This window comes from Bradyrhizobium sp. USDA 3240, assembly GCF_054063295.1.
In genome coordinates this window covers 5080253-5103129 of sequence record NZ_JBSSGD010000002.1, presented here as the reverse complement: position 1 = coordinate 5103129, position 22877 = coordinate 5080253, and the positions used below count along the sequence as shown (strand labels likewise).

The following is a 22877-nucleotide window of genomic DNA, read 5'->3' as shown; positions in this document are numbered from 1 at the left end:
GAAAACCGGTTTCCACTTTTCCGGATCATGCTTAAGCCGTCACAGTCACCGTCTCGCTGACGTCCTCGTCGTCGAGCTCGTCATCGACAACGGGCGCGAAGCTCGACAGCGGCTTGGTCGACAGCGTGATCGGCTTGCGGCCGCCATGCGACACGGTCGCAGCGCGAGCCGGCTCACGCGACAGCGCGTACAGCGTCGACCCGACGCGGCCGCCGGAATTGACCAGCTCCCATTCGCCGCAGCTCGACGCAATCGCGAGTGCGAGTGCATGCAGATGGCTGCGGCGATAGCAGAACAGCGCGAGCATCGCCCTGACGTCGGGCGCGACATTGGCAACCAGCAGCGTAAGCCCGTTCGGATTGGCGCGGTACATCTGGCCGAGCAGGTCGTCCGCAACTGGGCAGGCATCGTTCTCGAACGCGTCGCGGCTTGAAAACATTTGCAAATCCCCCTCAATCGGGAAGATGCCGCGCAATCCTCTAACGAAAGGTTAACCACGGCCTCCGGTCGCCTCCGGGGGCCCTTGCCCGTTGCACGCGAATCACATCCGCCCGCAGCAAGCAGGGTCGTGGTTAGGGACAGGATGTGGAGAGAGGCGTCCGCGAGCCGCTCAGTTTGCGGCCATGTAGATCGACAGCGCGAATCCGGTGAGGTGGTGCAGCGCCTGGTCGACCCCGATCAGGGTCCAGAACCAGGGATGGCCGGACTCCAGCGTCACGCCGAAATGCGAGGCGCAGATGCCCTTGCAGCGATCGACGATGATGTGGATCACGAAGTCGACGAAGGCGACGTACCAGAAACGCGGCGCCACCACCAGGATCAGCGCCAGCGCGACCGCGAGATGGACCAGGCAATGCGCGAGCAGCGGCATGGCCCAGCCAGTCCTCTGGTCCTTGCCGATCGCCATCCAGGCGTTCTGCAGCATGAAGTCAGCGATGATGTGCTTTGCGGTGAGAAGCAACATCCATCCCACCAGGGCACCAACCGACACCGACGATGACATGGAAGGAAACAACAAGCTGACGCCCTTTTACTTCGATGAATGTGATTGCAAGAAATCCGGGTCAGGCCGTCAGCACAATTCCGCAAAACGAAGCTTGTGTCATTTATGACATCTCCGGCGGCGGAATGCACCTGCGCTCCCCCGAAAATCACATCTGGGTTCAGCCGTCGATAGTGGCGATGGTCATGTGGCATCGCGGCGCAGGCGAACCGGGATTAAGGTTACGGCGGGTGGCCGGTTTGCATTCCCGGCGGGGAGGTATATCGTCGGCAGCATAGGAAATTTTCTTTCTTTTATAGTCATTTACAGATTCAGCGGGCAGCGCAGCGCCGTTGCGGCAACGGGCCGTTCCGGACGGGTGATGAGCCAGGTGATCAGCCATGAGTGCCGAAGCCCCCGCGCCTTCGCCAACGCCGCCGCGACCACGCCCTCCGGTCGCTAAAAGCAACCGCGCGCAGATCATCATCTTCACCCTGCTGACGCTGTTCTTGAGCGCGATCACCGTGGTCGGCGGCCGCCTCTGGCTGCGCAATTCGGAAACGCTGGTGTTTGCGGTCGGCGATGCCAACGGCCCCGAGGCCAAGTTCGCCGCCCGCCTCGCCACCGTGCTGAAGAACAACTCGTCGCGGCTGCGGCTGAAGATCGCGCCGAACTCCGACAACGCCAAGGCGCTGGCCCAGTTCGATCGCCGCGCCGCGACGCTTGCCATCCTGCGTACCGATGCGAGGGTGCCGCCGCGCGCCCGCGCCATCGCGATCCTCGAGCATGATTTGGTGCTGGTGCTGAGCCCCGGCGGCAAGAAGATCAAGTCGCTGACCGAACTGAAGAGGAAGAAGATCGCAGTCGTCGGCGATGGCGAGAACAGCGTCAATTTCGTCCGCAGCGCGCTGGAAATTTCGGACAACCCGGATGCGGCGCAACGGGTGCAGCAGGCGCCGCCGAACACGCCGCTCGACAAACTGTTCGCCTCCGGCTTCGCCGCCGTGGTCGCGATCGAGCATGCCTCGAAGATCATCAAGGACAAGACCTACGAGCAATATGCCAAACGCTCCGCCGGCTTCACCCTGAACGCGATCGACGAGGCCAAGGCGCTGGCGCGCAAATATCCGGCGATCTCGGAGGAGACGGTCTCGACCGGCATGCTGTCGTCCTCGCCGTCGATCCCCGACGACGACGTCGACACCATCGGGCTGGAATGGCTGCTGGTCGCGCAATCCTGGATGCCTACGACGACGGCGGCCGAGCTCGCGCGCATCGTCTATGAGAACAAGTCCGAGCTCGCGCTCGACGACGGCTTCGCCTCCAAGATCGAGCCGGCAGCGACCGACAAGGACGCCTTCATCGTCGCCCATCAAGGCGCTGCCGAATACATCAACGACGACACCAAATCGTTCATGGACCGCTACAGCGACCTGATGTATCTCGGCGCCGCCGCGCTCAGCATCATCGGCTCGATCTTCGCTGGGATCTACACCAAGGTCACCCGCATCGCGCCGGAGAAGGCCAGCGAACTGGCGAGCCGGATCCTCGACATCGGCGAGCGCGTCGAGCACACCACTTGCGCCGAGCATCTCGACGAATTGCAGGACGAGCTCGAGGCGATCCTGCGCGGCGCGGTGATCGGCTTGCGCGACGGCACCGTTTCCAGCGACGGCCTCGACACCTTCAAGCTCGGTTACGAGCTCGTTCGCGACGAGATCGCGCTGCGCCGCGACCATCTCAAGCGCCACCCGCCGGCAGTCGACGACAACCTCGTGGTGGTGAAGACCGCGAACGGGTGAGAGGCAGTTGCGCTACCTACACGCGTCCGTGCGGTCGCGCCAAATCCACCGCTGTCGTCCTGGCGAAGGCCAGGACCCATTACCACCGCTTTCGGTGCTGAATGGGATCGCGGCCCCAGGGCGGCGCAACAATTGGGATGTGGGGTAATGGATCCCCTGAGTTCACAAACGAAGTGCAACACTTCCTTGAGGAGGTGTTGCCATGGGGCGGACTTACAAGCAGCTCTCTCTGGACGACCGATGCGAGATTGCCTGTCTATCGGCCAATGGCAGCTCGGTCCGGCAAATCGCGGCAGCTCTGGATCGCTCGCCATCAACAATCTCTCGGGAACTGAGCCGTAATCGGAGCGTTCAGGCTGGCTACAAGCCAAATTATGCCCAGCAACAGATGCGAGCGCGGCGCTGGACGGGCGGACGCCTCGAACGGGAGCCCGTCCTGCGCCGCGCGGTGTTGCAACGCCTTCGCCGAGGTTGGTCGCCCGAGCAGATCGCCGGCCGGCTGGCGCGCGAGTGCGGGCACAAGGTGATCTCCCACGAGACCATCTACCGCTTCATCTATGGCCAACTCAGGCGCACCTCGGACTTCAACTGGCGACGCTACCTGCCGCGCGCCAAGAGCAAGCGCGGCCTCCGCGGCAAGCGAGGCGGCAGCCCCGCAAGCTTCATCGAAGGCCGTGTTTCCCTGGCAAATCGGCCCCTTGAGGTTGCCGACCGTAGCGTCGCCGGGCATTGGGAGGCCGATTTGATGATGTTCTCGAAGTACGGTCAGGCCGTGCTGACCGTGCATGAGCGCACCTCTCGCCTGCTGCTCGGCATCCGCCTTGCCAGCAAGGTTGCGCGCGGTGTCGCACGCCATCTCGTCCGCTTCTTCGCTGCCCTTCCACAAGAGCTGCGCCAGACCGTCACCTTCGACAACGGCACCGAGTTTGCCGGTCACCTGGCGCTACATCGCCTCTCGATCGAGACCTTCTTCTGCGATCCCCACGCGCCCTGGCAGAAGGGTGGTATCGAGAACGCCATCGGCAGGATGCGCCGCTTCATCCCTCGCAAAACGGATCTCGTAACCCTCTCGACCGCCAGATTCCGCCAGTTCATCGCCACCTACAACAACACCCCACGCAAATGCCTTGACTACCGCACGCCTGCGGAGTCCTTTGCCGATCAAGTGTTGCACTTCGAGTGTGAATCCACCTCCTGGCTTTCGCCAGGACGACACCGCGTATGTTGAGCGATCCGTGAATCATCCATCCGCATTCTCGCGACGCGAATAGTCCGAGGCGGGCCCCTCATTCCCTTTCGAACAAAGGGCGGATGACGATGGCGCGGGAAAAGCATCTCGCTCGAACGCAGCTTGGCCACCGCACCTACTGCTGCCGACCGCCTTCGGCCTTGTTGGCTGCCTTCAACTTTTCCCGGACATAGTCGGCGATATCGCCAACCTCGTCGCGCATGGCCTGTTCCGTGATGCCCTGCCCTTCGGCGCCGGCAATGAGCCGTCGCACCAATTCCTCGACGTCCTGCGTCGCGCCCGGCGTTCTAAACTGCTCCGCTGCGTGGACGCTATTTTCCACCCAGAAGTCGATGTATTCGCGCGCTGTTTTGGTCATATACCCTTACCTGATCCAGCCTTACGCCGGGTGACCAGCGGCCTTCAATGTCGGCACCGGGCTTCGCATACGACAAGGCGAGCACGACCTGGGTCCCGCAGGGCAGGTAGCCGGTCCCAGCGCAAGCATGTGACGTCGCACGCGGGTTGCGGTCACTGGAACGTGGGGTCTCATCGAGACACCGCAATCCCGCAGGTGTTAGCCGAGGCGCGCAGCCTGCTCAACATCATTCTCTCTGGCCGAGATCTTTGAAAAAAGAAGCCCCGCGAGTACGGGGCTTTTTGCTCACCACTTCTGGCGACCATACCAGTCGTCGATCTCCTTCTGGGCTTGGTCCTTGGCGTAGCCATAGCGCTGCTGCAGACGGCCCTCGAGCTGGTCCTGCTTGCCGGCGATGACATCGAGGTCATCATCGGTCAGCTTGCCCCATTGTTCCTTCACCTTCCCCTTCATCTGCTTCCAGTTTCCTTCAACTCGATTCCAATCCATCGTCGACCTCCGTTATTCAGACGACCGACCAACCGAGGCGAGTGACCTTCGTTCCTAGGCTGCCTGCGACAGATGGGCCACGTGCTTAACCGCCTCCACAATCGTGCGAGAGCGAGAGCACGCAACGCGGTGGTACAGATTCACTGCGTTCCAAAGTGCACTTAGCGGCCGACGGATCATCAGAGGAACGGAATTATCGCCGCGCTTGATCTTCCACAATAGGAAGAAGCAACCGCGCGGGACGCGATTCCGGCAGGCGCATCCACCATAATAGGAACGCCGATCACGGCCGTATGTTGGAAAGGCTCATCTGCACCATCATTCGCGACGGAGTCGACCATGGCCGAGAAAGACCTCAACGCTCTCTTCCTCGATACACTCAAGGACATCTATTACGCCGAGAAGCAGATCTACAAATCGCTTCCAAAAATGGCAAAGGCGGCCGCATCCGACAAGCTCCGCGCCGCCTTCGAGAAACACCACGACGAGACCGAAGGCCAGATCGAACGCCTCGAAAAGATTTTCGAGCTGCTCGGCAAGCCCGCCCGTGGCAAGAAGTGCGACGCCATCGAAGGCATCCTCGACGAGGGCAAGGAAATCATGGAGGAATACGCGGACGCACCCGCGCTGGACGCCGGCCTGCTCGCTGCCGCCCAGGCGGTCGAGCACTATGAAATCTCGCGGTATGGCACCCTTAAAGCCTGGGCCGACAAGCTGAACATGCCGGATGCTGTCAAATTGCTCGGTCAGACCCTGAATGAAGAAAAGAAAACCGACGAGACGCTGACCTCGATCGCCGTCTCCGCGGTGAACGCCGAAGCCGCCTGAGGCGGCAAGCGTAATCCGGTTGAAGCGGGCGCGCCCCATCGTCAGGCGCCGCGAAGCGCAGCCCAAGACAATCTCGCTGCGACCTGCCAGATGGCTCGCCCTGACAGTACGATCAGGGCGGGCGCGCAGATCGGTCAGTCGGAACTAGAGCATTTTCGGTTCTTATTGAATTAGAACCGAAACTCTAGATTTTTGTTTCGACCCGTTTTCTTCACGCGAACCGGTGTCCACTTCGCTCGAAAACGCTCTGATCATGTTTCGTCGTGACTGGATCGATCGCGAATCATCTGGTCGGTGAGCTTGTCTTTGCGCCTGTTTCGATCGCGCGAGTTCAGCGTGGCATAGATCAGGGCCGCGAGGAGGATGCAGGCCCCGAAAAAGAACCCGATTTCCATTGTTGGCCTCCGATGGGCAACGCGCTTTCCGCCTCGTCAGAAGACCACGGCAGTTGATCACTTCGGCGACTGCAAATCGGCCGAGCTGGTCCATTCGTCGATGTGAGCGGCCACGGTTGCCTGGCGGGCTCGTTTGATCAGGTTGTCGCGTTCGACACCGGCAGGCATGTTGCCAGCCCGCTTCAAGCTATCGGCAGCGAACTGCACGAGCTTTTCTTGCGGGGTTTCGATTTGCTTGAAACAATAGCGCCCTTGCATGGCGTTGCTCTCGGTCTGCGTGGGGCGGGAGCGATGTGGCTCTCATCACCGAAAAGTGCCAAAGGGCCGTGCGGTGACGTATCATCTGAGTACGATATCAACCGCCTTTCCATAACCCAGGTTAGCCGGTGGAAAATAGTTTCGGCCGGTCATTCCGGGTGGCGGCCCGATCACCCGGCCGCGGCGTCGGTCGTCGCGATGGCATCGAGCTGCCGTCCCTCGTGGTCCATATGCAGATAGTTCGGGTTGAACAGGCCGGCCCGCATCAACCGGTCGAGATTGGGGACGGCCAGGGTCTTTCCCTTGAGCACGATCAGGCCGTCGGCGCGGAGCTCCTGCAGGGTCCGATTGACGTGGACCTTGGAGAGCCCGGTGGCGTCGGCGAGGTCGCCCTGGGTCAGCGGGAATTCGCAGCTGTCGCCCTGGGTCAGGCCGGCGAGGCGCAGGCGGAGCCAGATCTCGCAAAGCAAATGGGCAATCCGCTCCAGCGCCGTGCGCTGGCCGAGGCTCATGGTCCATTCGCGCTGGATCGCGGCATTGACCAGGGTTTCCCACCAGAACGCGGTGACGATGCGCGGATGTTCGGCTGCGACCCTGTCGAAGAATTCGCGCGAGAGGTCAGCGATCGACACCGCGGTGATGGTGCCGATCGAGTGATCCATCTCGCGCAGGATGAAGACGTTCACGTCGCAGATATCGCCGGGCAGGAAGAACGACACCACCTGGCGCCGGCCGTCCTCGAGCTGCTTGTAGCGGTAGGCCCAGCCGGACAGAATCAGGTGGACGTCCTTCGGCTTCTCGCCTTCGCGGACGATGTCGACGCGCGGCCCGAAGTGACGAACGCGTTCGGTCGACGCGCGATTGAGAATAGCGTGGTCTACGGGCGAAAGCCGTACGAACTGCTCCAATTTCCGAACTAACGACGCCAACGACATTGGTCTCCCCGGATATCTCATCGAGTAACCGCCGGGCCGATTTCAATTACCTATGTTACATTGCACAGCTATTGACGTATGTTCACTAGTGTACAGTCGCCGGAAGCCGTAAACGGCTACGTCTTCAGGCGCCGTACGATTTAGCCGCGAAGGCCCGCGCCCCTTAAGCGCGGACCTCCGGGATTCATCGCCGCTCAGACGAGCGGCACGCCGTAGTAATCATCCACGGCGCGTGTGCGGCCGTTGTCGGCCCAATTCCAGTCTCGATCGTTACCGTATTTGGGCGCGCCGCGCAGCTGGCTCTCGGTCACGCCGGTGACGTAACCGCCGAGCCTTGTGTCGTATTTGAGCGACTGCCAAGGCAGCGGATAATGGTCGTTGCCAAGCCCGAGGAAGCCGCCGAAGCCGAGCACGGCGTACGACACCCGTCCGCTTGTCTTGTCGATCATCACGCGTTCGATCGAGCCGATCTTGCGCTCGTCCGATCCATAGACCGCGGTACCCTCGACCTTGTCGCTGCCGATCAGGTTTCCGACCTCTTTCTCGTCCATTGCCATGTCAACTCTCCAGTGATGTCCCAAAGCCAACGGCGGAGCCGGACCGTCGTTCCTGCCGCATTGCCGCAGTTGCTTCAGCCCGTTGGAGGATCGCCGCGATCGTCCGACGTCATGCCGGAACCAGGTGTCTTGTCGGGATCGTTCAATTTCGGATCACGCGTCGCTTCGCGCGTCGGCGGCTTTCGGGGCTCGGTCTTGTGAGCGCTCCGCGCGCGCTCCTTGTCCGCCGGCTGCTCCTGACCCTTGTCGTCCTTGACGATGCCGTGATTGGAATGTGCCATGACCAAACTCCCTGGCTGATTTCCTTGAAGGGATGCGGGCCCCGGCGATGAAATTCGCCGAGGCCCGTCACCGGAGTGGTCCACCGCTTTTCGGGGAGCAAAGCAGCGAACGCATCCGTGTTACGCGGTGCACCCGAGATCATTCCTGCGGTCCCGCCGACAATTTCGTTGAACCCAATGTCATGGGTTAACGACGGCCTCCGGGGAACATGGCTAGAGTTGCTGTATCCAGTTCGGGGACGGCATGATCAAGAAGAAACGCAACAGGTCGCGGCCGTCCGGGTCATTGGAGGACCGCCTGCAAAAATTCGCCGAAGATGCACGCCTGGCGGCTCGCAAGCTGCCGCCGGGACGGGAACGCGAAACGCTGATGAAGAAAGCCAGACAGACCGAGGCGGTGGTGGAAGTCAGCGAGTGCCTGACGCTCCGCAAATAGCCGCGCCGGACACCGGTCCACAGGGAGGGCCGCGATGATCGAAGAAAAATTCGACTCACGTACGCTCGCCGCCATGAATTTTGCGCTCGATCGCGTATGCGCCGATGCGCTGCACGGCGAGGAACATGACACCCGTAAGCGCGTTGCCCGATACATCATCAAGTGCGCCAGGAGCGGCAGGACGACGCTGCCCGAGCTGACTGAAGCCGGGCAGCAGGCGCTGGCCAAAGTCGCCGCCGCGGCGGAATAGCCGCTGCAACCTGCCCTGCTCTCGGCCTTTGGCAGAGGCAGCTACGTATGCGCATTGCAATCAGCATCGGCCTGCTGGTCATCCTGGCCGCCGTCGGCGCCTACGCGTTTGAAGGCCTGATGGTGCCCGAGGCACCGGTGCCGACTTATGGCATCGTCATGTTCACGATCGGGATCACCCTGCTGGTTGCAGTCGGCGTCGGCCTGATGGGCCTGCTGTTCTATTCCAGCCGCCGCGGCTACGACGAGCCGCCGCACATCAAGCGGTAGTTGGCTTCAGCAGAGCCGCGGGTAACACTTTCAGACCGTCATCCTGAGGCGCGAGCAGAGCGAGCCTCGAAGGATTCACGGCCATGGTCGGGCCGTCGATCCTTCGAGACGCGCTTCGCGCTCCTCAGCGACTGTGTTCTTCGTCAAGCGGGTTGCCATGGTTGTTGGTCCCTGAGCATGGCGTTGAGGGTGGTGGTGAGAACTTTGCGCGCAACGGCGATGAGGGCGACCATCTTGGGCTTTCCAGCGGTCACCAGGCGCCGATAGAAGACCTTGAGCTGCGGATGGTATCGGCTGGCCGACAGAGCGGCCATGTAGAGCCCGGCGCGCAGCTTGGCTCTTCCGCCGCCGATCATGCTCTTGCCCTTCCAGCGGCCCGACTGGCGGGTGAACGGGGCAAGACCGGCGAGGCTCGCGATCTGGCGCCGATTGAGTGCGCCGAGCTCCGGCACCTCGGCAAGGAAGGTCCGCGCGAGGGTGTTGCTCACGCCAGGAAAGCTGACCAGCAGTTCCTCCTTGGCGCGCCAGACTGGCGAGCCGCGCACCAGCGTGTCGATGTCGTTGTCGATCTCCGGCAGCTCCTTCTCGAGGACCTTGATATGGCGGGCAAGGCTCTTGCGGACGCGGACATTCTCGGCCCGCTTCTCGCGCTGACGCTCGGCAACGATCATCTCGATGATCTGCCGTCGGCGACTGACCAGTTCAGCCAGCAGCCGGGCTTCCTGATCCGGCATGGCACGTGGCTCCGGCTTTACGGCCTCGACAAACCGCGCGATGACTGCCGCATCGATCGGGTCCGTCTTGGCACGCTGACCAACCGCCTGCGCGAAGTGCCGGATCTGGGCCGGATTGACCACCACCAGCGGCAGCTGAGCGCCCGCCAGCGCAGCAGCGACGATGGTCTCGAAGCCGCCGGTTGCCTCCACCGCAATCAGCGCTGGCGAGATCACCTGCAAGCGCGCAACGAGCTCTTCCAAGCCTTTGCCGTCACGCGCCACGGCAAAGGCTTCCCCGCTCGGACGCACATGCACGTCCAGCCGGTCCTTCGACACATCAATGCCAACGTAGATCGCGTCCATCTGCACCCCTCCTTGCGCAACCGGGCTCGCCAGGCGGCCCTCGCGACTGTTCGGGTTCAATGGAACAACGGACGGGGCGCCGCGCTGAGGATCGGGCTTCAAAGCCCTGGGATGAAGCGGTCTCCCGTCCGCTACCGCACCGGACACTCTATCCGATCCGGCGATTCGAGACTTACAAGGATGACGGGTCAAGAGAATCGAACCGAATTCGATCCGACGCCGACAAAACTCCGGGCCGCGAAACATTGCCGCTGCCCGGAGTTCTTTCATGGACTGGGCCAATTACCTGTTCGGCTTCAAGGGCCGCGTCAGCCGGGCCAAGTTCTGGCTCGCGGCACTGATCATCGTGTGCTGGATGATATTCCTGGCCGCGCTGGTGATCTCGGCCGGCCTCGGCGGCAAGCATGCGTCGTTCGGCTTCAATATCGACGACATCTTCCGGGCCTTCGACCCTGATAGCTACAGATCGCTGACCCTTGCCGGTTTGCCCGCACTGTTGGTCAAGGCCAGCGGGACGGTGCTGTTCGTCTGGGTCTATATCGCGGTCTCGATCAAGCGCCTGCACGACCGCGACAAGAGCGGCTGGTGGATGGTCCCGTTCTTCGCGATCCCCGGGCTCATGAGCCAGTTCTCGGACCGGCTTCCCGATGAGTCCTATTGGGTGATGGCCGCGGGCGCGATCGTCTTCGTGCTCTATATCTGGGGCTTCATCGAACTCGGCTTTCTGCCCGGCACCTCCTACCCCAATCGCTACGGCCGCAATCCGCTTGGAAAAACCCATGTAAGCCGAGGCGGCAGCCGCGACAGCGGGTCGCGCTCCAGGCAGGGCTGGGATCAGCAGAGCGAGTTCGAATGATGCCGCACAAAGCTGGTCCACCCGCGGTGCGACGTGTTAAGCGAGGCGCATGAATGATGCCGTCTCGATCACCCGCGATCTGGTTCGCTGCCCCTCCGTCACCCCGGCCGACGCCGGCGCGCTTGGCGTTCTTGAAAATTTGCTGAAAAGCGCAGGCTTCGACGTCCACCGCGTGACGTTCTCCGAGCCCGGCACCGCCGATGTCGACAATCTCTATGCGCGCATCGGAAGCTCGGCGCCGCACATCACCTTTGCCGGCCACACCGACGTGGTGCCGCCTGGCGATGAAGCGGCGTGGACGCTCGGTGCGTTCTCCGGCGAGGTCAAGGACGGCTATCTCTACGGCCGCGGCGCCGTCGACATGAAGGGCGGCATCGCCTGCAGCGTCGCCGCGGTGCTGCAATATCTCAAGGACCATGGCGGCAAGCCACGAGAAGATGGCAACGGTTCGATTTCCTTCCTGATCACCGGCGACGAGGAAGACGTCTCGATCAACGGCACCGTCAAGCTGCTGAAATGGTGCGCCGAGCGCGGCGAAAAATTCGACCATTGCGTGCTGGGCGAGCCCTCCAACGTCGAGGTGCTCGGCGACATGATCAAGATCGGCCGGCGCGGCTCGCAGTCCGGCACGCTGGTCGTCGACGGCGTGCAGGGCCACGTCGCCTATCCGCACCGCGCCTCGAACCCGGTGCCGGATATCTCACGGCTGATCGTGGCGCTGAGCGACGAGCCGCTCGATCACGGCAGCGCGCAATTCCAGGCCAGCAATCTCGAATTCACTACGGTCGATGTCGGCAACACCGCAAGCAATGTGATTCCGGGCCAGGCGCGGGCGAAGTTCAACATCCGCTACAACGACAACCACACCCAGGAGAGCCTGCGGCAGCTGCTCGACGAGCGGCTGGCGAAGGCCTGCGGCAACCGCATCCGCGCCCACATCGATTGGCAACCCTCGAATTCGAACGTGTTCGTGACCCAGCCCGGACCGTTCACCGACCTCGCGGTCGCCGCGATCGAGGAGGTCACCGGCCGCAAGCCCGAACTCTCCACCTCGGGCGGCACCTCGGATGCGCGCTTCATCTCGAGCTATTGCCCGGTGATCGAGTTCGGCCTGGTCGGCCAGACCATGCACCAGATCGACGAGCGCACGCCGGTGGCCGATCTCGAGAAGCTGACGAAGGTCTATCGCGGCGTGCTGGATCGGTATTTTGCGTGATCCAGCCGCTCGGCTGGGCAAAAACATCGAAAACAACCCCATGCACAGTAGGGATTGGGGTTGTTAGTCATCCACCTGCACCAGATACAGTCCGTAAGATGGGCAGAGCGCAGCGAAACCCATCATGTGCGCCGCGATCCGAAGTGATGGGTTTCGCTTCGCTCTACCCATCCTACGAGATCATTCACACCGCCTAATAATCCACCCGCATTAGATAGAGCCCGTCCGGCGGCGCCACGGGGCCGCAGGCGGCGCGGTTGCGGGCGGCGAGTGCGCCAAAGAGATCGTCCGGGCTCCAGCGGCCCTCACCGACCCAGACCAGCGAGCCCACCATCGAGCGCACCTGGCTGTGCAGGAACGAGCGCGCCGACGTCACGATGTTGATCGCGTCGCCCTCGCGCGTGACGTCGAGCTGATCGAGCGTCTTCTCCGGCGATTTGGCCTGGCACTCGGTGTCGCGGAAGGTGGTGAAATCGTGCTTGCCGAGCAGCCGCTGCGCGGCCTCGTGCATCGCGGCTGCATCGAGCGCGCGCGGCACGCGCCAGACACGGCCGATGTCGAGCGCGAGGTTCGCCCGCGTGTTGGTGATGCGATAGAGATAGTGCCGCTTGATCGCCGAGAAGCGCGCCTCGAATTCGTCGGGCACGATATCAGCCGCGAGCACGCCGATCGGATTGGGCCGCAGATGCGCGTTCAACCCGTCGCGAAAGCGGCCGGGCGGAAAATGCTTGGCGATGTCGCAATGCGCGACCTGGCCGCGCGCATGCACACCGGCGTCGGTACGCCCTGCGCCATGGACGCGGACGTCCTCGCCGCAGATCGCCTTGACCGCCGTCTCCAGCGCGCCCTGCACGGTCGGTGCGGTGTCCTGGATCTGCCAGCCGGAGAACGGCGTGCCGTCATATTCGATGGTGAGCTTGTAGCGGGGCATCAGGTGAGCCGCACGGGCGGCTTCAGCGGCGTGCCGCGCAGGAAATCCGTCGACTTCATCGGCGCCTTGCCGGCGCGCTGCAATTCGAGAATCCGGACCGCACCATCGCCGCAGGCGATCGCAAAATTGTCGTCGAGCACATCGCCCGGCTCGCCCGCGCCTTTCGCCAATTCGCAGCGCAGGATTTTCAGCCGCACCGGCTCGCTTTCGCCTGAGAGTTCGCACCAGGCACCGGGGAACGGCGACAGCCCGTGAATGTGCCGCAGCACCGCGTGCGCCGGCTGCTTCCAGTCGATCCGCGCCTCGGCCTTCTCGATCTTCGCGGCATAGGTGACGCCGTCCTCGCTCTGCTTGGTCAGCTGCAAGCCGCCACGCTGCAGCCCGCCCATCGCACGCACCATCAGATCGGCGCCGAGCGGCGCCAGCGCGTCGTGCAGGTCGGATGCCGTCATACTGTCCGAGATCGGCAGCCGCTCGGCCATCGCGACGTCGCCGGTGTCGAGGCCGACATCCATCTTCATCACCATCACGCCGCTCTCGGCATCACCCGCCATGATGGCGCGGTTGATCGGTGCGGCGCCGCGCCAGCGCGGCAATAGCGAAGCATGCAGGTTGAAGCAGCCGAGCTTCGGCGCGTCGAGAATCGCCTGCGGCAGGATCATGCCGTAGGCGACGACGACGGCCGCATCCGCGTCATGGGCGCGGAATTCGTCGAGCGCTTCCGGAGTCTTGAGGGTCTTCGGCGTCAGCACTGATATACCGAGGCGGCGCGCCTCCTGCTCGACCGGCGTCGGCTGCAACTGCAGGCCACGCCGCCCGCCCGGCTTCGGCGCGCGGGTGTAGACCGCCACGACCTCGTGGCCATGGGCCACCAGTTCCAGCAACGTCGGCACCGCGAAATCGGGCGTGCCCATGAAGATCAGGCGAAGAGGCATGCGATCAGGCTCGGCAGAAGTTGGAGTGCTCCGTCATGCCCGGGCTTGACCCAGGCATCCACGTCTTTCGTATCAGCGAAGCAAGACGTGGATGGCCGGGTCAAGCTCGGCCATGACGCGTCTGAGGAGACGGCAACGCCTATTCCGCCGCGCGCTTGGCGGCCTTCTCGAATTTCTTGAAGACGCGGTCGCGCTTCAGCTTCGACAGGTAGTCCACGAACAGCACGCCGTTGAGATGGTCGATCTCGTGCTGGATGCAGGTGGCGTAGAGCCCCTCGGCATCCTCCTCATGCAGCTTGCCGTCGAGGTCGGTGAAGCGCAGGCGCACCCGCGCCGGGCGCTCGACCTCCTCATAATATTCGGGGATCGACAGGCAGCCCTCTTCGTAGACCGACAGTTCTTCCGAATGCGAGATGATCTCCGGATTGATGAACACCCGCGGCTGCGGCGTGGTCTCGCCGTTCTCGTCGCGCTTGGCGAGGTCCATGGTGATCAGCCGCAGCGGCTGCGCGACCTGGATCGCCGCCAGCCCAATGCCGGGCGCGTCATACATGGTCTCGAGCATGTCGTCGGCGAGCTTGCGGATCTCCGGCGTCACCTTCTCGATCGGTTTCGACACCAGACGCAACTGCTTGTCCGGCAGGATGATGATTTCTCGTAATGCCATGGCGGCGATTTAAGCTGCTGACTTCATGGGGTCAATGCGCTCAGGAACCGGTTAAGGCGGCCTTAACCACGTTTCTTTACGCAAGATTAACCAAGGAATTTAAGGGAGTGTTTACCATAAATGTTCCCTTTTCGTTCGATGGCGACGCCGAATCGGCTACAACTGCCGGCATGAACGAGATTCTGCTCACGATTGGCGACCTTCCCCTCCGTGTCTCCGACGCGTTGATCGGCCTTGGCGCGCTGGCGTTGGTCCTGCTGTTCGCCATCGCCGTGGTGATCGCGCGCGCCAGCCGGCGCGGCGCGGAACTCGCGATGGCCCAGGCCATTCGCGCCGACGAGCTGGAGGAGCGGCTCGCCGACATGCTGCGGGCCCAGAGCGAGGCCTCAGGACGGGTCGACGCGATGGGGCAGGCACTGGCCGGCCGCCAGGCCGAGATGGCCCGCGCGGTCAATGAGCGGCTGGATTCGGTGACCCACCGGGTCGGCCAGTCGATGGAACAGACCACCCGCAACACGATGGATTCGCTGCGCGTGCTGCATGAGCGGCTCGGCATCATCGATCACGCCCACAAGAACCTCAACGAGCTCACCACCCAGGTGACGACGTTGCGCGACGTGCTCGCCAACAAGCAATCGCGCGGCGCGTTCGGCCAGGCGCGGATGGAGGCGATCGTCCAGGACGGCATGCCGAAGGGCTCGTTCGAGTTCCAGTACACGCTGACGTCAGGCAAACGGCCGGACTGCGTGGTGTTCCTGCCCGACCAGCGCCCGCTCTGCATCGACGCGAAATTTCCGCTGGAGGCCATGACCGCGCTGCACGATGCGCGCAGCGACGAGGAGCGCAAATTCGCGAGCCAGCGGCTGCGCGCCGACGTGCTGAAGCATGTCAGCGACATCGCCGAGAAGTACCTGATCCCGGGCGAAACCCAGGACACCGCGCTGATGTTCGTGCCGTCGGAATCGGTCTATGCTGAGATCCATGACGGCTTCGACGACGTGATCCAGAAGGCGTATCGCGCCCGCGTCGTGCTGGTGTCGCCCTCGCTCTTGATGCTGGCGATCCAGGTGATGCAGCAGATCCTGAAGGACGCCCGCATCCGCGACGCCGCCGACCAGATCCGCAACGAGGTGATGCATCTCGGTGATGATCTCGGTCGCCTCCGCGAGCGCGTGCTCAAGCTGCAGAATCACTTCGGCCAGGTGAACGAGGACGTGCGGCAGATCCTGATCTCCGCCGACAAGATCGAAAAGCGCGCCGGCCGCATCGAGGAACTCGACTTCAGCAAGTCCGAGACCCCGATCGAAGTCCCGCGTTTCGTCAAGCCCGCCGCCACCGACCTGTTCCCCGCCCCGCGCAAGCTGCAGGCGGGGGAGTAGTATGGCCGCTGATCTCACCTCATAGTCGGTGTCGTCGCCCGGCTTGACCGGGCGATCCAGCATCCCAGAGGCGGCAGTTGGGAGCACGCAGCTACTACGTCTACATCCTTGCGAGCCACATCGGCGGCACGCTCTACATCGGTGTGACAAATGACCTCATTCGCCGCGTAGGCGAGCACAGACTGAAACTCATCGAGAGTTTCACTGAGAAGTGTGATGTCGTGAGGCTGGTTTATTTCGAGCAATTCGACGATCCCGAGAACGCGATAAAGCGCGAGAAGCGGCTCAAGAAATGGCCGCGCGCATGGAAAATCTCCTTAATCGAGAAGGACAATCCGGACTGGAACGATCTCTATCCGGAGATCGCCGGTGGCGGCGGATAGGCCTCTGGGATACTGGATCGCCCGGTCGAGTGTTCAGCCCGGGGACATGACCGACGGGTGTTCGGAGACATAGCCGACACATCATAGTGCAGGGATTTGGCAAAGTGGGAGGCCAAGTCCATGCCATGGCGTGAGGTGTCGGTGATGGATCAACGGCGCGAGTTTGTACGGCTTGCGATGCAGGAGGGCGCGAACCGACGCGAGCTCTGCCGTCGGTTCAACATTCATCCCGACACGGCTTACAAGTGGCTCGCACGATGGCAGGCGGATCAGTCCGTCGCGGACCGATCGCGCCGGCCGCATTCGAGCCCAGGACGAACCGATTGCAAGCTCGAAGAGCGCATTTTGTCAGTACGCGATGCTCATCCGGCGTGGGGAGCTCGCAAGATCGCTCGCTGTCTGGAACGGGAAGGCTATCATGCGCCAGCAGTTTCGACGGTCCATGAGATCTTGCGTCGAGCTGGCCGCATCAAGCCTCCGCTCGGCGGCGCAGTGGCAAGCCAGCGTTTCGAGATGCCGGCCCCCAATCTGTTGTGGCAGATGGACTTCAAAGGCTGGATTCGGCTCGGCAATGACGCTCAATGCCATCCTCTGACCGTGGTCGACGACCACTCGCGCTATGATCTGTGCCTGCAGGCCTGCGCCGATCAACGCACCGATACGGTGCGTAGTCGCCTGGAGAAGACCTTCCGTCATTACGGTCTGCCGGAGGCCTTCTTCGTCGACAATGGCTCACCGTGGGGCGACCCTTCTGGCGAGCGGTGGACGCGGTTCTCGGTCTGGCTGCTCAAGCTCGGCATCGCGGTCATCCACAGTCGCCCCTATCACCCGCAAAGCCGTGGCAAGAACGAACGGTTCCATCGCACGCTCGCCGCTGAGGTCTTCGCGCTACGGCAGTTCCGTGATCTCGCGGAGACACAGCGCGCCTTTGACGCCTGGCGGGAGGTCTACAACTTCGAACGGCCGCATGAGGCGCTTGGACAGCAGGTGCCGGCCAGTCGATACCGGCCGAGCCAGCGGGCCATGCCCGATCGCTTGCCGGAGGTCGAATATGACAGCCACGAGATCGTGCGCCACGTCTCCACGACCAAGGCCTACATCAGCTTCAAGGGATGCCTTTGGAAGGTCCCGCAGGCCTTCCGCGGTGAGCGCCTTGCCATTCGCCCCTCGCCAAACAGTGCGCAATACGGGGTCTTCTTCGCCGCCCACCAGGTCGCTATCATTGATTTGGCGAGCGGAAAAAGTGTCGGCTATGTCTCCGAACACCCGTCGGTCATGTCCCCGGGCTGAACATCGAGCCGGGCGATGACAGTCTTTTTGGAGCCGAATCTGCTACCAACTCTACTATGACAGCCCCCGAAGCGACGTCTGACGCGTCTGCAAAGCCGGAGCCGAAGCCCGCCGCCACCTCCTGGCGCGACAGCTTCGCCGTGTACTTGCAGCCGCGGGTGCTGATCGTGTTGCTGCTCGGCTTCTCGTCGGGCTTGCCGCTGGCGCTGTCGGGCTCGACGCTGCAGGTGTGGATGAAGGAGGCCGGGGTTGATCTCGGCACCATCGGGCTGCTCGCACTGATCGGCACGCCCTACACGCTGAAGTTCCTCTGGGCGCCGCTGGTCGATGCGCTGCACGTACCGCTGTTCACGCAGATCTTCGGTCGCCGCCGCGGCTGGCTATTGCTCTCGCAGCTGTTGCTGATCGCGACGATCCTGGTGCTGGCGCTGGCCGATCCGGCGCGGTCGCCATGGTTCGCGGCGTTCGCTGCGCTGCTGGTCGCAACCGCCTCGTCAACGCAGGACATCGTGGTCGACGCCTTCCGTGTCGAAAGCCTGCCGGAGAGCGAGCAGGCCGCCGGCATGGCGTCCTACGTCGCGGCCTATCGCATCGGCATGCTGGTCTCGACCGCCGGCGCGCTGTTCATCGTCAGCGGTTTCGAGTCCGCCGGAGTGGCGCGTCCGTCGGCGTGGATGTGGGGCTATGTGGTGATGGCCGCGCTGGTCGTGATCGGTATCGTCACGGCGCTGGCTGCGACCGAGCCGGCACAATCGAAAGGCGCGGAGGCCGCCACGCATGCGCAGACCGCGGCCGAACGTGTGCTGCACGCGGCGCTCGGCGCGTTCTCAGAATTCCTCAGCCGCAAGGACGCCTTCGCGGCGCTCGCCTTCGTCGTGCTATTCAAGTTTACCGACGCGTTCTCGGGCACCATGACCGCGCCGTTCGTGATCGACATCGGCTTTTCCAAGGTCGATTACGCCGCGATCGTGAAGGGGGTCGGCCTTGCCGCGACCTTGATCGGCGGATTTGCCGGCGGCTTCGTGGCGCGGCGCTATTCGCTGGCGACCAGCCTGTGGATCGGCGGCGTGCTGCAGGCGGTCGCCAACCTCTCGTTCTCCTGGCTCGCGCATGTCGGCGTCGATCAATGGGCGCTGGCGCTGGCGATCACCGCGGAAAATTTCACCAGCGCGATCGGCACCGTGATCTTCGTCGCCTACCTGTCGGCGCTATGCCGCAATCCGCTGCACACCGCGACCCAGTATGCGCTGCTCACGGCGCTCGCGGCAGTCGGCCGCACCTATCTGTCATCGGGCGCAGGCTATGTGGCCAAGGCCGTCGGCTGGCAAACGTTCTTCGTGATCTGCGTGCTGGTCGCAATCCCGAGCCTGATCCTGCTGGCGTGGCTGCAACGGCGCGGACATTTTGACGAGCTGGGGCCGGTGAGGGTCTAGCTCCGCTGTCATCACCCGGCTTGCCGCCTCCGCTAAAGCTTCGGCGCGCCTTGGAGCGAACGCCACGTCGAAGCCTTGGCGTAGACGGGACCGGGTGATCCAGTATTCCAGAGGCGTTCGTGATTCAGTGGAGAGGCCGCGGCGTACTGGATCGCCCGGTCGAGCCGGGCGATGACAGTGAAATTGCGGCATAACCCTACTTCGCCACCACGCTCCATTTCGTGACGATGGCTTCGCTCATCTCGCCGGCGTCCTGCGCGCAGGCGATCTCGTCGACCTTCACCGAGATGGCCTTGCCGGAGAGGCTCTTGAGCTGCGCGGCCTGGGCGTCGTTGGTCGGAACGAGCTGGAAGGTTTCCGGGCCGGTTTCGAGATTGCAGAGACCGTTCGGCGGCGGCAGGCGGCGCGGCTCGCTGGTGATCTGGTAGGTCGCGACGCGCTTGCCGCGATTCTTGGTGTCGCGCACCTTCATGACGCCGAGTTCCCCCGACAGCACATCGCCGGCCCGGATCATCTTGCCGGGCTTCTGCGGCGCATCGCTCTGCTGCGCGAGCGCGCCGGTCGCGGCGAATGTGGACGCCAGAAACGCAACGCCCAAGCGTACGCCGAATCGGTGTGTCGTCATTTGCAGTGGTTCCGTAGTTGATTCGTCAGAGCGTGGATGACCGTCCCCAAATCGTCATCCACCCTATCTTTTTGTTTCAGTGCGATCTTTTCGACTTGTGACGGATCGCCTGGCGAACGCCGTGGCGTCCGTTGCTGGATCGCTTGCTAGAACAGCGTCCGCTGCCGCATGGCTGCGGATAGCGTACCTTCATCGAGGTAATCAAGCTCTCCGCCGACCGGCACGCCATGCGCCAGCCGCGTCACCCGCACATTGGCCTCCGACAACAGGTCGGTGATGTAATGCGCGGTGGTCTGGCCATCGACGGTGGCATTGAGCGCCAGAATGATCTCGCTCACTTCAGGCGCATGCGCGCGTGCCACCAGCTGATCGATGGTGAGATCCTGCGGGCCGACACCGTCGAGCGGCGACAGCGTCGCGCCGAGCACGTGATAGCGTCCATTGGTTGCATTGGCGCGTTCCAGCGCCCAGAGATCGGCGACATCGGCGACTACGACGATGATCGAGGGATCGCGGCGCGGATCGGTGCAGACCGTGCAGGGGTTTTGTGTATCGATATTTCCGCAGGTCTTGCAGACCTGGATCTTGTCGATCGCGACCTGCAGCGCCGCGGTCAGCGGCGTCATCAAGGCTTCGCGCTTCTTGATCAAATGCAGCGCCGCGCGCCGCGCCGAGCGGGGCCCGAGCCCGGGCAGCCGCGCCAGCAACTGGATCAGGCGTTCAATCTCGGGGCCGGCAACGCTTGCAGCCATTTAAGTCGGACCAAATCCCGGCGGCAGGCCGAGCCCGCCGGTGAGTGCCATCATCTTCTCCTGCATCGCCGTCTCGGCCTTGCGGCGCGCATCGCCATGCGCGGTGACGAGCAGATCCTCGAGCACCTCGCGCTCCTCCGGCTTCATCAGCGACGGATCGATCTTGATGCCCTTCACTTCCATCTTCGCGGTCATGCGCACGGCGACCAGGCCGCCGCCGGAGATGCCCTCGACCTCGACATTGCCGAGCTCGTCCTGCATCGCCTGCATCTTGGATTGCAGCTGTGCTGCCTGTTTCATCATGCCGAGAAAATCAGCCATGCGTGCGTTCCTATCGCCAAATATCAATCGTCGTCGCTGTCGGAAGTTTCAATCGGGTCTTCGCCGGTCGCATCCGCTACCGGAACTTCGGCTGCAAGGCGGCGGACCTCGACCACCTTGGTGCCGGGGAAGCGCGACAGCACCTCCTGCACGCGCGGGTCGGCCTCGGCGGCACGCTGATGCTCGCTGCGTGCCAGTTCATTCTGCGAGCGCACCGTGGGCTGGCCGGCCGCGTTGGAGATGATCACGGTCCAGCGCCGCCCGGTCCACAGTTCGAGCTTGCGCGAAAGATCGGTGACGAGCGCGCGCTGCGCCTTCGGCTCGAGCGCGATCTCGAGCTGGCCATCCTCGATGCGCACCAGCCGCACATCGGCCTCCAGCGCGCTCTTGGTCATGATGTCGCGCTTCTCGCCGGCGAGCGCGATCAATTGCGGAAAGCTGGTGATGCGCAGCGCCGGCGCGGCATCGGCAACCGGCGCCGCCATCTGCGGACGCGTGGCGAGATCGGCGCGCGGCGCGGCCTGCGGCGCACGCGCCGGCACTGAGGACATCGCCGACATCGTTGAGGCCGGCCCGCCGCGCGGCGCGGACGAAGCGGCGGAGGCCGACGCCGCGGCAGCGGCGCCGCCGCCATTCTGCTCGATCATCATCCGGATCGCCTCATCCGGCGTCGGCAGGTCAGCGACATAGGCGATCCGCACCAGCACCATTTCGGCGGCAGCGGCCGGGCGCGTCGCGGTCTGCACCTCGGCGATGCCCTTGAGCAGCATCTGCCACATCCGCGACAGCACCCGCGTCGACAGTTTTGCGGCGAATTCACGCGCACGGACGCGCTCGGTCTCGCCGAACGCGACATTGTCGGCCGTTCCCGGCACGAACTTCACGCGGGTGACGAAATTGACGAACTCGGCAAGGTCGGACAGCACCACGACCGGATCGGCGCCGACGTCATATTGCGCGCGAAATTCGGCAAAGGCTGAGGCGATATCACCCCGCGCCAGCGAATCGAAGAGGTCGATCACGCGGGTGCGGTCGGCGAGGCCGAGCATCTGCCTGACCGCGTCGGCCTTCACATTGCCCGCGGCATGCGCGATCGCCTGATCGAACAGCGACAGCGAATCGCGCACCGAGCCCTCGGCCGCGCGCGCGATGATGCCGAGCGCCTCGGGCTCGACCTCGACGCCTTCCTTGGTCGCGATATTGCCGAGATGCTTCATCAGCACGTCGGCCTCGACCCGGCGCAGGTCGAAGCGCTGGCAGCGCGACAGCACCGTGATCGGAACCTTGCGGATTTCGGTGGTGGCGAACACGAACTTGGCGTGCTCCGGCGGCTCCTCCAGCGTCTTCAGGAAGGCGTTGAAGGCCGCCGTCGACAGCATGTGGACTTCGTCGATGATGTAGACCTTGTAGCGCGCGCTGGCCGGTGCATAGCGCACGCTGTCATTGATCTGGCGGACATCGTCGACGCCGGTGTGCGACGCGGCGTCCATCTCCAGCACGTCCATGTGCCGGCTTTCCATGATCGCCTGGCAGTGCACGCCGAGGTCGGGCATGTGGATGGTCGGCCCCTTCACCGAGCCGTCCGGCTTCGCGTAATTCAGGGCACGGGCGAGGATACGCGCGGTGGTGGTCTTGCCGACCCCGCGGACGCCGGTGAGGATCCAAGCCTGCGGAATCCGCCCGGTCTCGAACGCATTCGAGACGGTGCGGACCATGGCCTCCTGGCCGATCAGATCCTCGAAGCTGGAGGGGCGGTATTTGCGAGCGAGAACGCGGTACGGCTTGGCCGTGTCAGGCGCGCCACCCAAATCAAAACCGCCGTCAAGGCTTGCTTTGCCTGCGCCGTCGGACGGTTGGGAGGGGTCGCCAGCGTCATTCATGCATCGATCCGCAACTTGGGAATTGTCTCTTCGGCCGGCGT

29 protein-coding genes are annotated in these 22877 nt (G+C 63.5%); 12 read left to right on the top strand and 17 right to left on the bottom strand.

Going from position 1 to position 22877, the window contains the following annotated elements; genetic code table 11:
- Positions 1-31: 31 nt before the first annotated feature.
- Both ACVIGA_RS24760 and ACVIGA_RS24755 read right to left on the bottom strand, forming a co-directional pair.
- Positions 32-439, bottom strand: a complete 408-nt coding sequence (locus ACVIGA_RS24760) for a hypothetical protein (protein WP_223965947.1) — start codon at positions 437-439, stop codon at positions 32-34.
- Positions 440-610: 171 nt separating this feature from the next.
- Positions 611-964, bottom strand: a complete 354-nt coding sequence (locus ACVIGA_RS24755) for a DUF3307 domain-containing protein (protein WP_223965945.1) — start codon at positions 962-964, stop codon at positions 611-613.
- Positions 965-1383: 419 nt separating this feature from the next.
- On the opposite strand from ACVIGA_RS24755, the gene ACVIGA_RS24750 reads away from it, so the two are divergent.
- Positions 1384-2784, top strand: a complete 1401-nt coding sequence (locus tag ACVIGA_RS24750) for a TAXI family TRAP transporter solute-binding subunit (protein ID WP_456668346.1) — start codon at positions 1384-1386, stop codon at positions 2782-2784.
- A gap of 202 nt (positions 2785-2986) precedes the next feature.
- A complete protein-coding gene (locus ACVIGA_RS24745) occupies positions 2987-4012 on the top strand; it encodes an IS30 family transposase (RefSeq protein ID WP_456668345.1) in 1026 nt (341 codons plus the stop codon).
- A gap of 136 nt (positions 4013-4148) precedes the next feature.
- Here the strand turns inward: ACVIGA_RS24745 and ACVIGA_RS24740 are convergent, their stop codons facing one another.
- Both ACVIGA_RS24740 and ACVIGA_RS24735 read right to left on the bottom strand, forming a co-directional pair.
- Positions 4149-4391 (bottom strand): hypothetical protein, encoded by a 243-nt coding sequence (locus ACVIGA_RS24740; RefSeq protein ID WP_456668344.1) that lies wholly within the window; start codon positions 4389-4391, stop codon positions 4149-4151.
- Positions 4392-4676: 285 nt separating this feature from the next.
- Complete coding sequence (locus tag ACVIGA_RS24735; RefSeq protein WP_223970046.1) at positions 4677-4880, bottom strand: CsbD family protein; 204 nt, start codon at positions 4878-4880, stop codon at positions 4677-4679.
- Positions 4881-5219: 339 nt separating this feature from the next.
- On the opposite strand from ACVIGA_RS24735, the gene ACVIGA_RS24730 reads away from it, so the two are divergent.
- Positions 5220-5708 carry a YciE/YciF ferroxidase family protein gene (locus ACVIGA_RS24730; protein WP_338830387.1) on the top strand — a complete coding sequence of 163 codons (489 nt, stop codon included), beginning with the start codon at positions 5220-5222 and terminating at the stop codon, positions 5706-5708.
- Between the two features lie 251 nt (positions 5709-5959).
- On the opposite strand, the gene ACVIGA_RS24725 is transcribed toward ACVIGA_RS24730, so the two are convergent.
- From ACVIGA_RS24725 to ACVIGA_RS24705, 5 genes are all read right to left on the bottom strand, one after another.
- Positions 5960-6103, bottom strand: coding sequence for a hypothetical protein (locus ACVIGA_RS24725; protein ID WP_456668343.1), 144 nt, complete (start codon positions 6101-6103; stop codon positions 5960-5962).
- A 57-nt stretch (positions 6104-6160) separates the two neighbouring features.
- The gene (locus ACVIGA_RS24720) at positions 6161-6361 is read right to left on the bottom strand and encodes a hypothetical protein (RefSeq protein ID WP_456668342.1); all 201 of its coding nucleotides are present in this window, start codon (positions 6359-6361) and stop codon (positions 6161-6163) included.
- A 170-nt stretch (positions 6362-6531) separates the two neighbouring features.
- Positions 6532-7290 (bottom strand): Crp/Fnr family transcriptional regulator, encoded by a 759-nt coding sequence (locus ACVIGA_RS24715; RefSeq protein WP_456668341.1) that lies wholly within the window; start codon positions 7288-7290, stop codon positions 6532-6534.
- Between the two features lie 200 nt (positions 7291-7490).
- Entirely contained in the window at positions 7491-7853 is a 363-nt protein-coding gene (locus tag ACVIGA_RS24710; protein ID WP_456668340.1) for a PRC-barrel domain-containing protein, read from the bottom strand.
- 74 nt (positions 7854-7927) lie between these two features.
- Entirely contained in the window at positions 7928-8134 is a 207-nt protein-coding gene (locus ACVIGA_RS24705) for a hypothetical protein (protein WP_456668339.1), read from the bottom strand.
- Positions 8135-8378: 244 nt separating this feature from the next.
- Here ACVIGA_RS24705 and ACVIGA_RS24700 point away from each other — a divergent pair, with 244 nt between their 5' ends.
- The 3 genes from ACVIGA_RS24700 to ACVIGA_RS24690 are packed head-to-tail and all read left to right on the top strand — an operon-like array spanning position 8379 to position 9089.
- Positions 8379-8570, top strand: coding sequence for a hypothetical protein (locus tag ACVIGA_RS24700; RefSeq protein ID WP_456668338.1), 192 nt, complete (start codon positions 8379-8381; stop codon positions 8568-8570).
- Between the two features lie 34 nt (positions 8571-8604).
- On the top strand, positions 8605-8820 hold the full coding sequence (locus tag ACVIGA_RS24695) for a hypothetical protein (RefSeq protein WP_456668337.1): 216 nt from the start codon (positions 8605-8607) through the stop codon (positions 8818-8820).
- 47 nt (positions 8821-8867) lie between these two features.
- Positions 8868-9089, top strand: coding sequence for a hypothetical protein (locus ACVIGA_RS24690; RefSeq protein WP_456668336.1), 222 nt, complete (start codon positions 8868-8870; stop codon positions 9087-9089).
- 143 nt (positions 9090-9232) lie between these two features.
- Here ACVIGA_RS24690 and ACVIGA_RS24685 read toward each other — a convergent pair whose 3' ends face one another.
- Positions 9233-10168 carry an IS110 family RNA-guided transposase gene (locus ACVIGA_RS24685; protein WP_456668335.1) on the bottom strand — a complete coding sequence of 312 codons (936 nt, stop codon included), beginning with the start codon at positions 10166-10168 and terminating at the stop codon, positions 9233-9235.
- A gap of 268 nt (positions 10169-10436) precedes the next feature.
- Between ACVIGA_RS24685 and ACVIGA_RS24680 the strand changes: the two genes are divergently transcribed.
- Positions 10437-11024, top strand: coding sequence for a DUF805 domain-containing protein (locus ACVIGA_RS24680; RefSeq protein ID WP_456668334.1), 588 nt, complete (start codon positions 10437-10439; stop codon positions 11022-11024).
- A gap of 49 nt (positions 11025-11073) precedes the next feature.
- Positions 11074-12240 (top strand): succinyl-diaminopimelate desuccinylase, encoded by a 1167-nt coding sequence (gene dapE / locus ACVIGA_RS24675; protein ID WP_456668333.1) that lies wholly within the window; start codon positions 11074-11076, stop codon positions 12238-12240.
- Between the two features lie 193 nt (positions 12241-12433).
- Here the strand turns inward: dapE and truA are convergent, their stop codons facing one another.
- From truA to def, 3 genes are all read right to left on the bottom strand, one after another.
- Positions 12434-13171, bottom strand: a complete 738-nt coding sequence (gene truA, locus ACVIGA_RS24670; protein WP_223974758.1) for a tRNA pseudouridine(38-40) synthase TruA — start codon at positions 13169-13171, stop codon at positions 12434-12436.
- Entirely contained in the window at positions 13171-14106 is a 936-nt protein-coding gene (fmt, locus tag ACVIGA_RS24665; RefSeq protein ID WP_456668332.1) for a methionyl-tRNA formyltransferase, read from the bottom strand. Before fmt ends, truA begins: the two co-directional genes overlap by 1 nt.
- 139 nt (positions 14107-14245) lie before the next feature.
- Positions 14246-14773 carry a peptide deformylase gene (gene def / locus ACVIGA_RS24660; RefSeq protein WP_076864526.1) on the bottom strand — a complete coding sequence of 176 codons (528 nt, stop codon included), beginning with the start codon at positions 14771-14773 and terminating at the stop codon, positions 14246-14248.
- A gap of 170 nt (positions 14774-14943) precedes the next feature.
- Here def and ACVIGA_RS24655 point away from each other — a divergent pair, with 170 nt between their 5' ends.
- The 4 genes from ACVIGA_RS24655 to ACVIGA_RS24640 all read left to right on the top strand — a co-directional run bounded on the left by ACVIGA_RS24655 (position 14944) and on the right by ACVIGA_RS24640 (position 19258).
- Positions 14944-16152: a DNA recombination protein RmuC gene (locus ACVIGA_RS24655; RefSeq protein WP_456668331.1), complete on the top strand. Its 1209-nt coding sequence runs from the start codon at positions 14944-14946 to the stop codon at positions 16150-16152.
- 77 nt (positions 16153-16229) lie between these two features.
- Positions 16230-16535, top strand: coding sequence for a GIY-YIG nuclease family protein (locus tag ACVIGA_RS24650; RefSeq protein ID WP_456668330.1), 306 nt, complete (start codon positions 16230-16232; stop codon positions 16533-16535).
- Between the two features lie 120 nt (positions 16536-16655).
- Complete coding sequence (locus tag ACVIGA_RS24645) at positions 16656-17825, top strand: IS481 family transposase (RefSeq protein ID WP_456666619.1); 1170 nt, start codon at positions 16656-16658, stop codon at positions 17823-17825.
- A gap of 56 nt (positions 17826-17881) precedes the next feature.
- Complete coding sequence (locus ACVIGA_RS24640; RefSeq protein WP_223974750.1) at positions 17882-19258, top strand: AmpG family muropeptide MFS transporter; 1377 nt, start codon at positions 17882-17884, stop codon at positions 19256-19258.
- Positions 19259-19454: 196 nt separating this feature from the next.
- Here the strand turns inward: ACVIGA_RS24640 and ACVIGA_RS24635 are convergent, their stop codons facing one another.
- From ACVIGA_RS24635 to ACVIGA_RS24620, 4 genes are all read right to left on the bottom strand, one after another.
- On the bottom strand, positions 19455-19883 hold the full coding sequence (locus ACVIGA_RS24635; RefSeq protein ID WP_456668329.1) for a hypothetical protein: 429 nt from the start codon (positions 19881-19883) through the stop codon (positions 19455-19457).
- Positions 19884-20029: 146 nt separating this feature from the next.
- On the bottom strand, positions 20030-20635 hold the full coding sequence (gene recR, locus ACVIGA_RS24630) for a recombination mediator RecR (RefSeq protein ID WP_028335942.1): 606 nt from the start codon (positions 20633-20635) through the stop codon (positions 20030-20032).
- Complete coding sequence (locus ACVIGA_RS24625; RefSeq protein ID WP_456668328.1) at positions 20636-20956, bottom strand: YbaB/EbfC family nucleoid-associated protein; 321 nt, start codon at positions 20954-20956, stop codon at positions 20636-20638. It abuts the gene before it with no gap.
- A 23-nt stretch (positions 20957-20979) separates the two neighbouring features.
- A complete protein-coding gene (locus ACVIGA_RS24620; protein ID WP_456668327.1) occupies positions 20980-22836 on the bottom strand; it encodes a DNA polymerase III subunit gamma/tau in 1857 nt (618 codons plus the stop codon).
- Positions 22837-22877 lie beyond the last annotated feature (41 nt).

What these genes read in the sequence shown, in the direction of transcription:
- ACVIGA_RS24760 (WP_223965947.1), bottom strand. Translation starts at nt 439, where the DNA reads ATGTTTTCAAGCCGCGACGCGTTCGAGAACGATGCCTGCCCAGTTGCG.
- ACVIGA_RS24755 (WP_223965945.1), bottom strand. Translation starts at nt 964, where the DNA reads ATGTTGCTTCTCACCGCAAAGCACATCATCGCTGACTTCATGCTGCAG.
- ACVIGA_RS24750 (WP_456668346.1), top strand. Translation starts at nt 1,384, where the DNA reads ATGAGTGCCGAAGCCCCCGCGCCTTCGCCAACGCCGCCGCGACCACGC.
- ACVIGA_RS24745 (WP_456668345.1), top strand. Translation starts at nt 2,987, where the DNA reads ATGGGGCGGACTTACAAGCAGCTCTCTCTGGACGACCGATGCGAGATT.
- ACVIGA_RS24740 (WP_456668344.1), bottom strand. Translation starts at nt 4,391, where the DNA reads ATGACCAAAACAGCGCGCGAATACATCGACTTCTGGGTGGAAAATAGC.
- ACVIGA_RS24735 (WP_223970046.1), bottom strand. Translation starts at nt 4,880, where the DNA reads ATGGATTGGAATCGAGTTGAAGGAAACTGGAAGCAGATGAAGGGGAAG.
- ACVIGA_RS24730 (WP_338830387.1), top strand. Translation starts at nt 5,220, where the DNA reads ATGGCCGAGAAAGACCTCAACGCTCTCTTCCTCGATACACTCAAGGAC.
- ACVIGA_RS24725 (WP_456668343.1), bottom strand. Translation starts at nt 6,103, where the DNA reads ATGGAAATCGGGTTCTTTTTCGGGGCCTGCATCCTCCTCGCGGCCCTG.
- ACVIGA_RS24720 (WP_456668342.1), bottom strand. Translation starts at nt 6,361, where the DNA reads ATGCAAGGGCGCTATTGTTTCAAGCAAATCGAAACCCCGCAAGAAAAG.
- ACVIGA_RS24710 (WP_456668340.1), bottom strand. Translation starts at nt 7,853, where the DNA reads ATGGCAATGGACGAGAAAGAGGTCGGAAACCTGATCGGCAGCGACAAG.
- ACVIGA_RS24705 (WP_456668339.1), bottom strand. Translation starts at nt 8,134, where the DNA reads ATGGCACATTCCAATCACGGCATCGTCAAGGACGACAAGGGTCAGGAG.
- ACVIGA_RS24700 (WP_456668338.1), top strand. Translation starts at nt 8,379, where the DNA reads ATGATCAAGAAGAAACGCAACAGGTCGCGGCCGTCCGGGTCATTGGAG.
- ACVIGA_RS24695 (WP_456668337.1), top strand. Translation starts at nt 8,605, where the DNA reads ATGATCGAAGAAAAATTCGACTCACGTACGCTCGCCGCCATGAATTTT.
- ACVIGA_RS24690 (WP_456668336.1), top strand. Translation starts at nt 8,868, where the DNA reads ATGCGCATTGCAATCAGCATCGGCCTGCTGGTCATCCTGGCCGCCGTC.
- ACVIGA_RS24685 (WP_456668335.1), bottom strand. Translation starts at nt 10,168, where the DNA reads ATGGACGCGATCTACGTTGGCATTGATGTGTCGAAGGACCGGCTGGAC.
- ACVIGA_RS24680 (WP_456668334.1), top strand. Translation starts at nt 10,437, where the DNA reads ATGGACTGGGCCAATTACCTGTTCGGCTTCAAGGGCCGCGTCAGCCGG.
- dapE (WP_456668333.1), top strand. Translation starts at nt 11,074, where the DNA reads ATGAATGATGCCGTCTCGATCACCCGCGATCTGGTTCGCTGCCCCTCC.
- truA (WP_223974758.1), bottom strand. Translation starts at nt 13,171, where the DNA reads ATGCCCCGCTACAAGCTCACCATCGAATATGACGGCACGCCGTTCTCC.
- fmt (WP_456668332.1), bottom strand. Translation starts at nt 14,106, where the DNA reads ATGCCTCTTCGCCTGATCTTCATGGGCACGCCCGATTTCGCGGTGCCG.
- def (WP_076864526.1), bottom strand. Translation starts at nt 14,773, where the DNA reads ATGGCATTACGAGAAATCATCATCCTGCCGGACAAGCAGTTGCGTCTG.
- ACVIGA_RS24655 (WP_456668331.1), top strand. Translation starts at nt 14,944, where the DNA reads ATGAACGAGATTCTGCTCACGATTGGCGACCTTCCCCTCCGTGTCTCC.
- ACVIGA_RS24645 (WP_456666619.1), top strand. Translation starts at nt 16,656, where the DNA reads ATGCCATGGCGTGAGGTGTCGGTGATGGATCAACGGCGCGAGTTTGTA.
- ACVIGA_RS24640 (WP_223974750.1), top strand. Translation starts at nt 17,882, where the DNA reads ATGACAGCCCCCGAAGCGACGTCTGACGCGTCTGCAAAGCCGGAGCCG.
- ACVIGA_RS24635 (WP_456668329.1), bottom strand. Translation starts at nt 19,883, where the DNA reads ATGACGACACACCGATTCGGCGTACGCTTGGGCGTTGCGTTTCTGGCG.
- recR (WP_028335942.1), bottom strand. Translation starts at nt 20,635, where the DNA reads ATGGCTGCAAGCGTTGCCGGCCCCGAGATTGAACGCCTGATCCAGTTG.
- ACVIGA_RS24625 (WP_456668328.1), bottom strand. Translation starts at nt 20,956, where the DNA reads ATGGCTGATTTTCTCGGCATGATGAAACAGGCAGCACAGCTGCAATCC.
- ACVIGA_RS24620 (WP_456668327.1), bottom strand. Translation starts at nt 22,836, where the DNA reads ATGAATGACGCTGGCGACCCCTCCCAACCGTCCGACGGCGCAGGCAAA.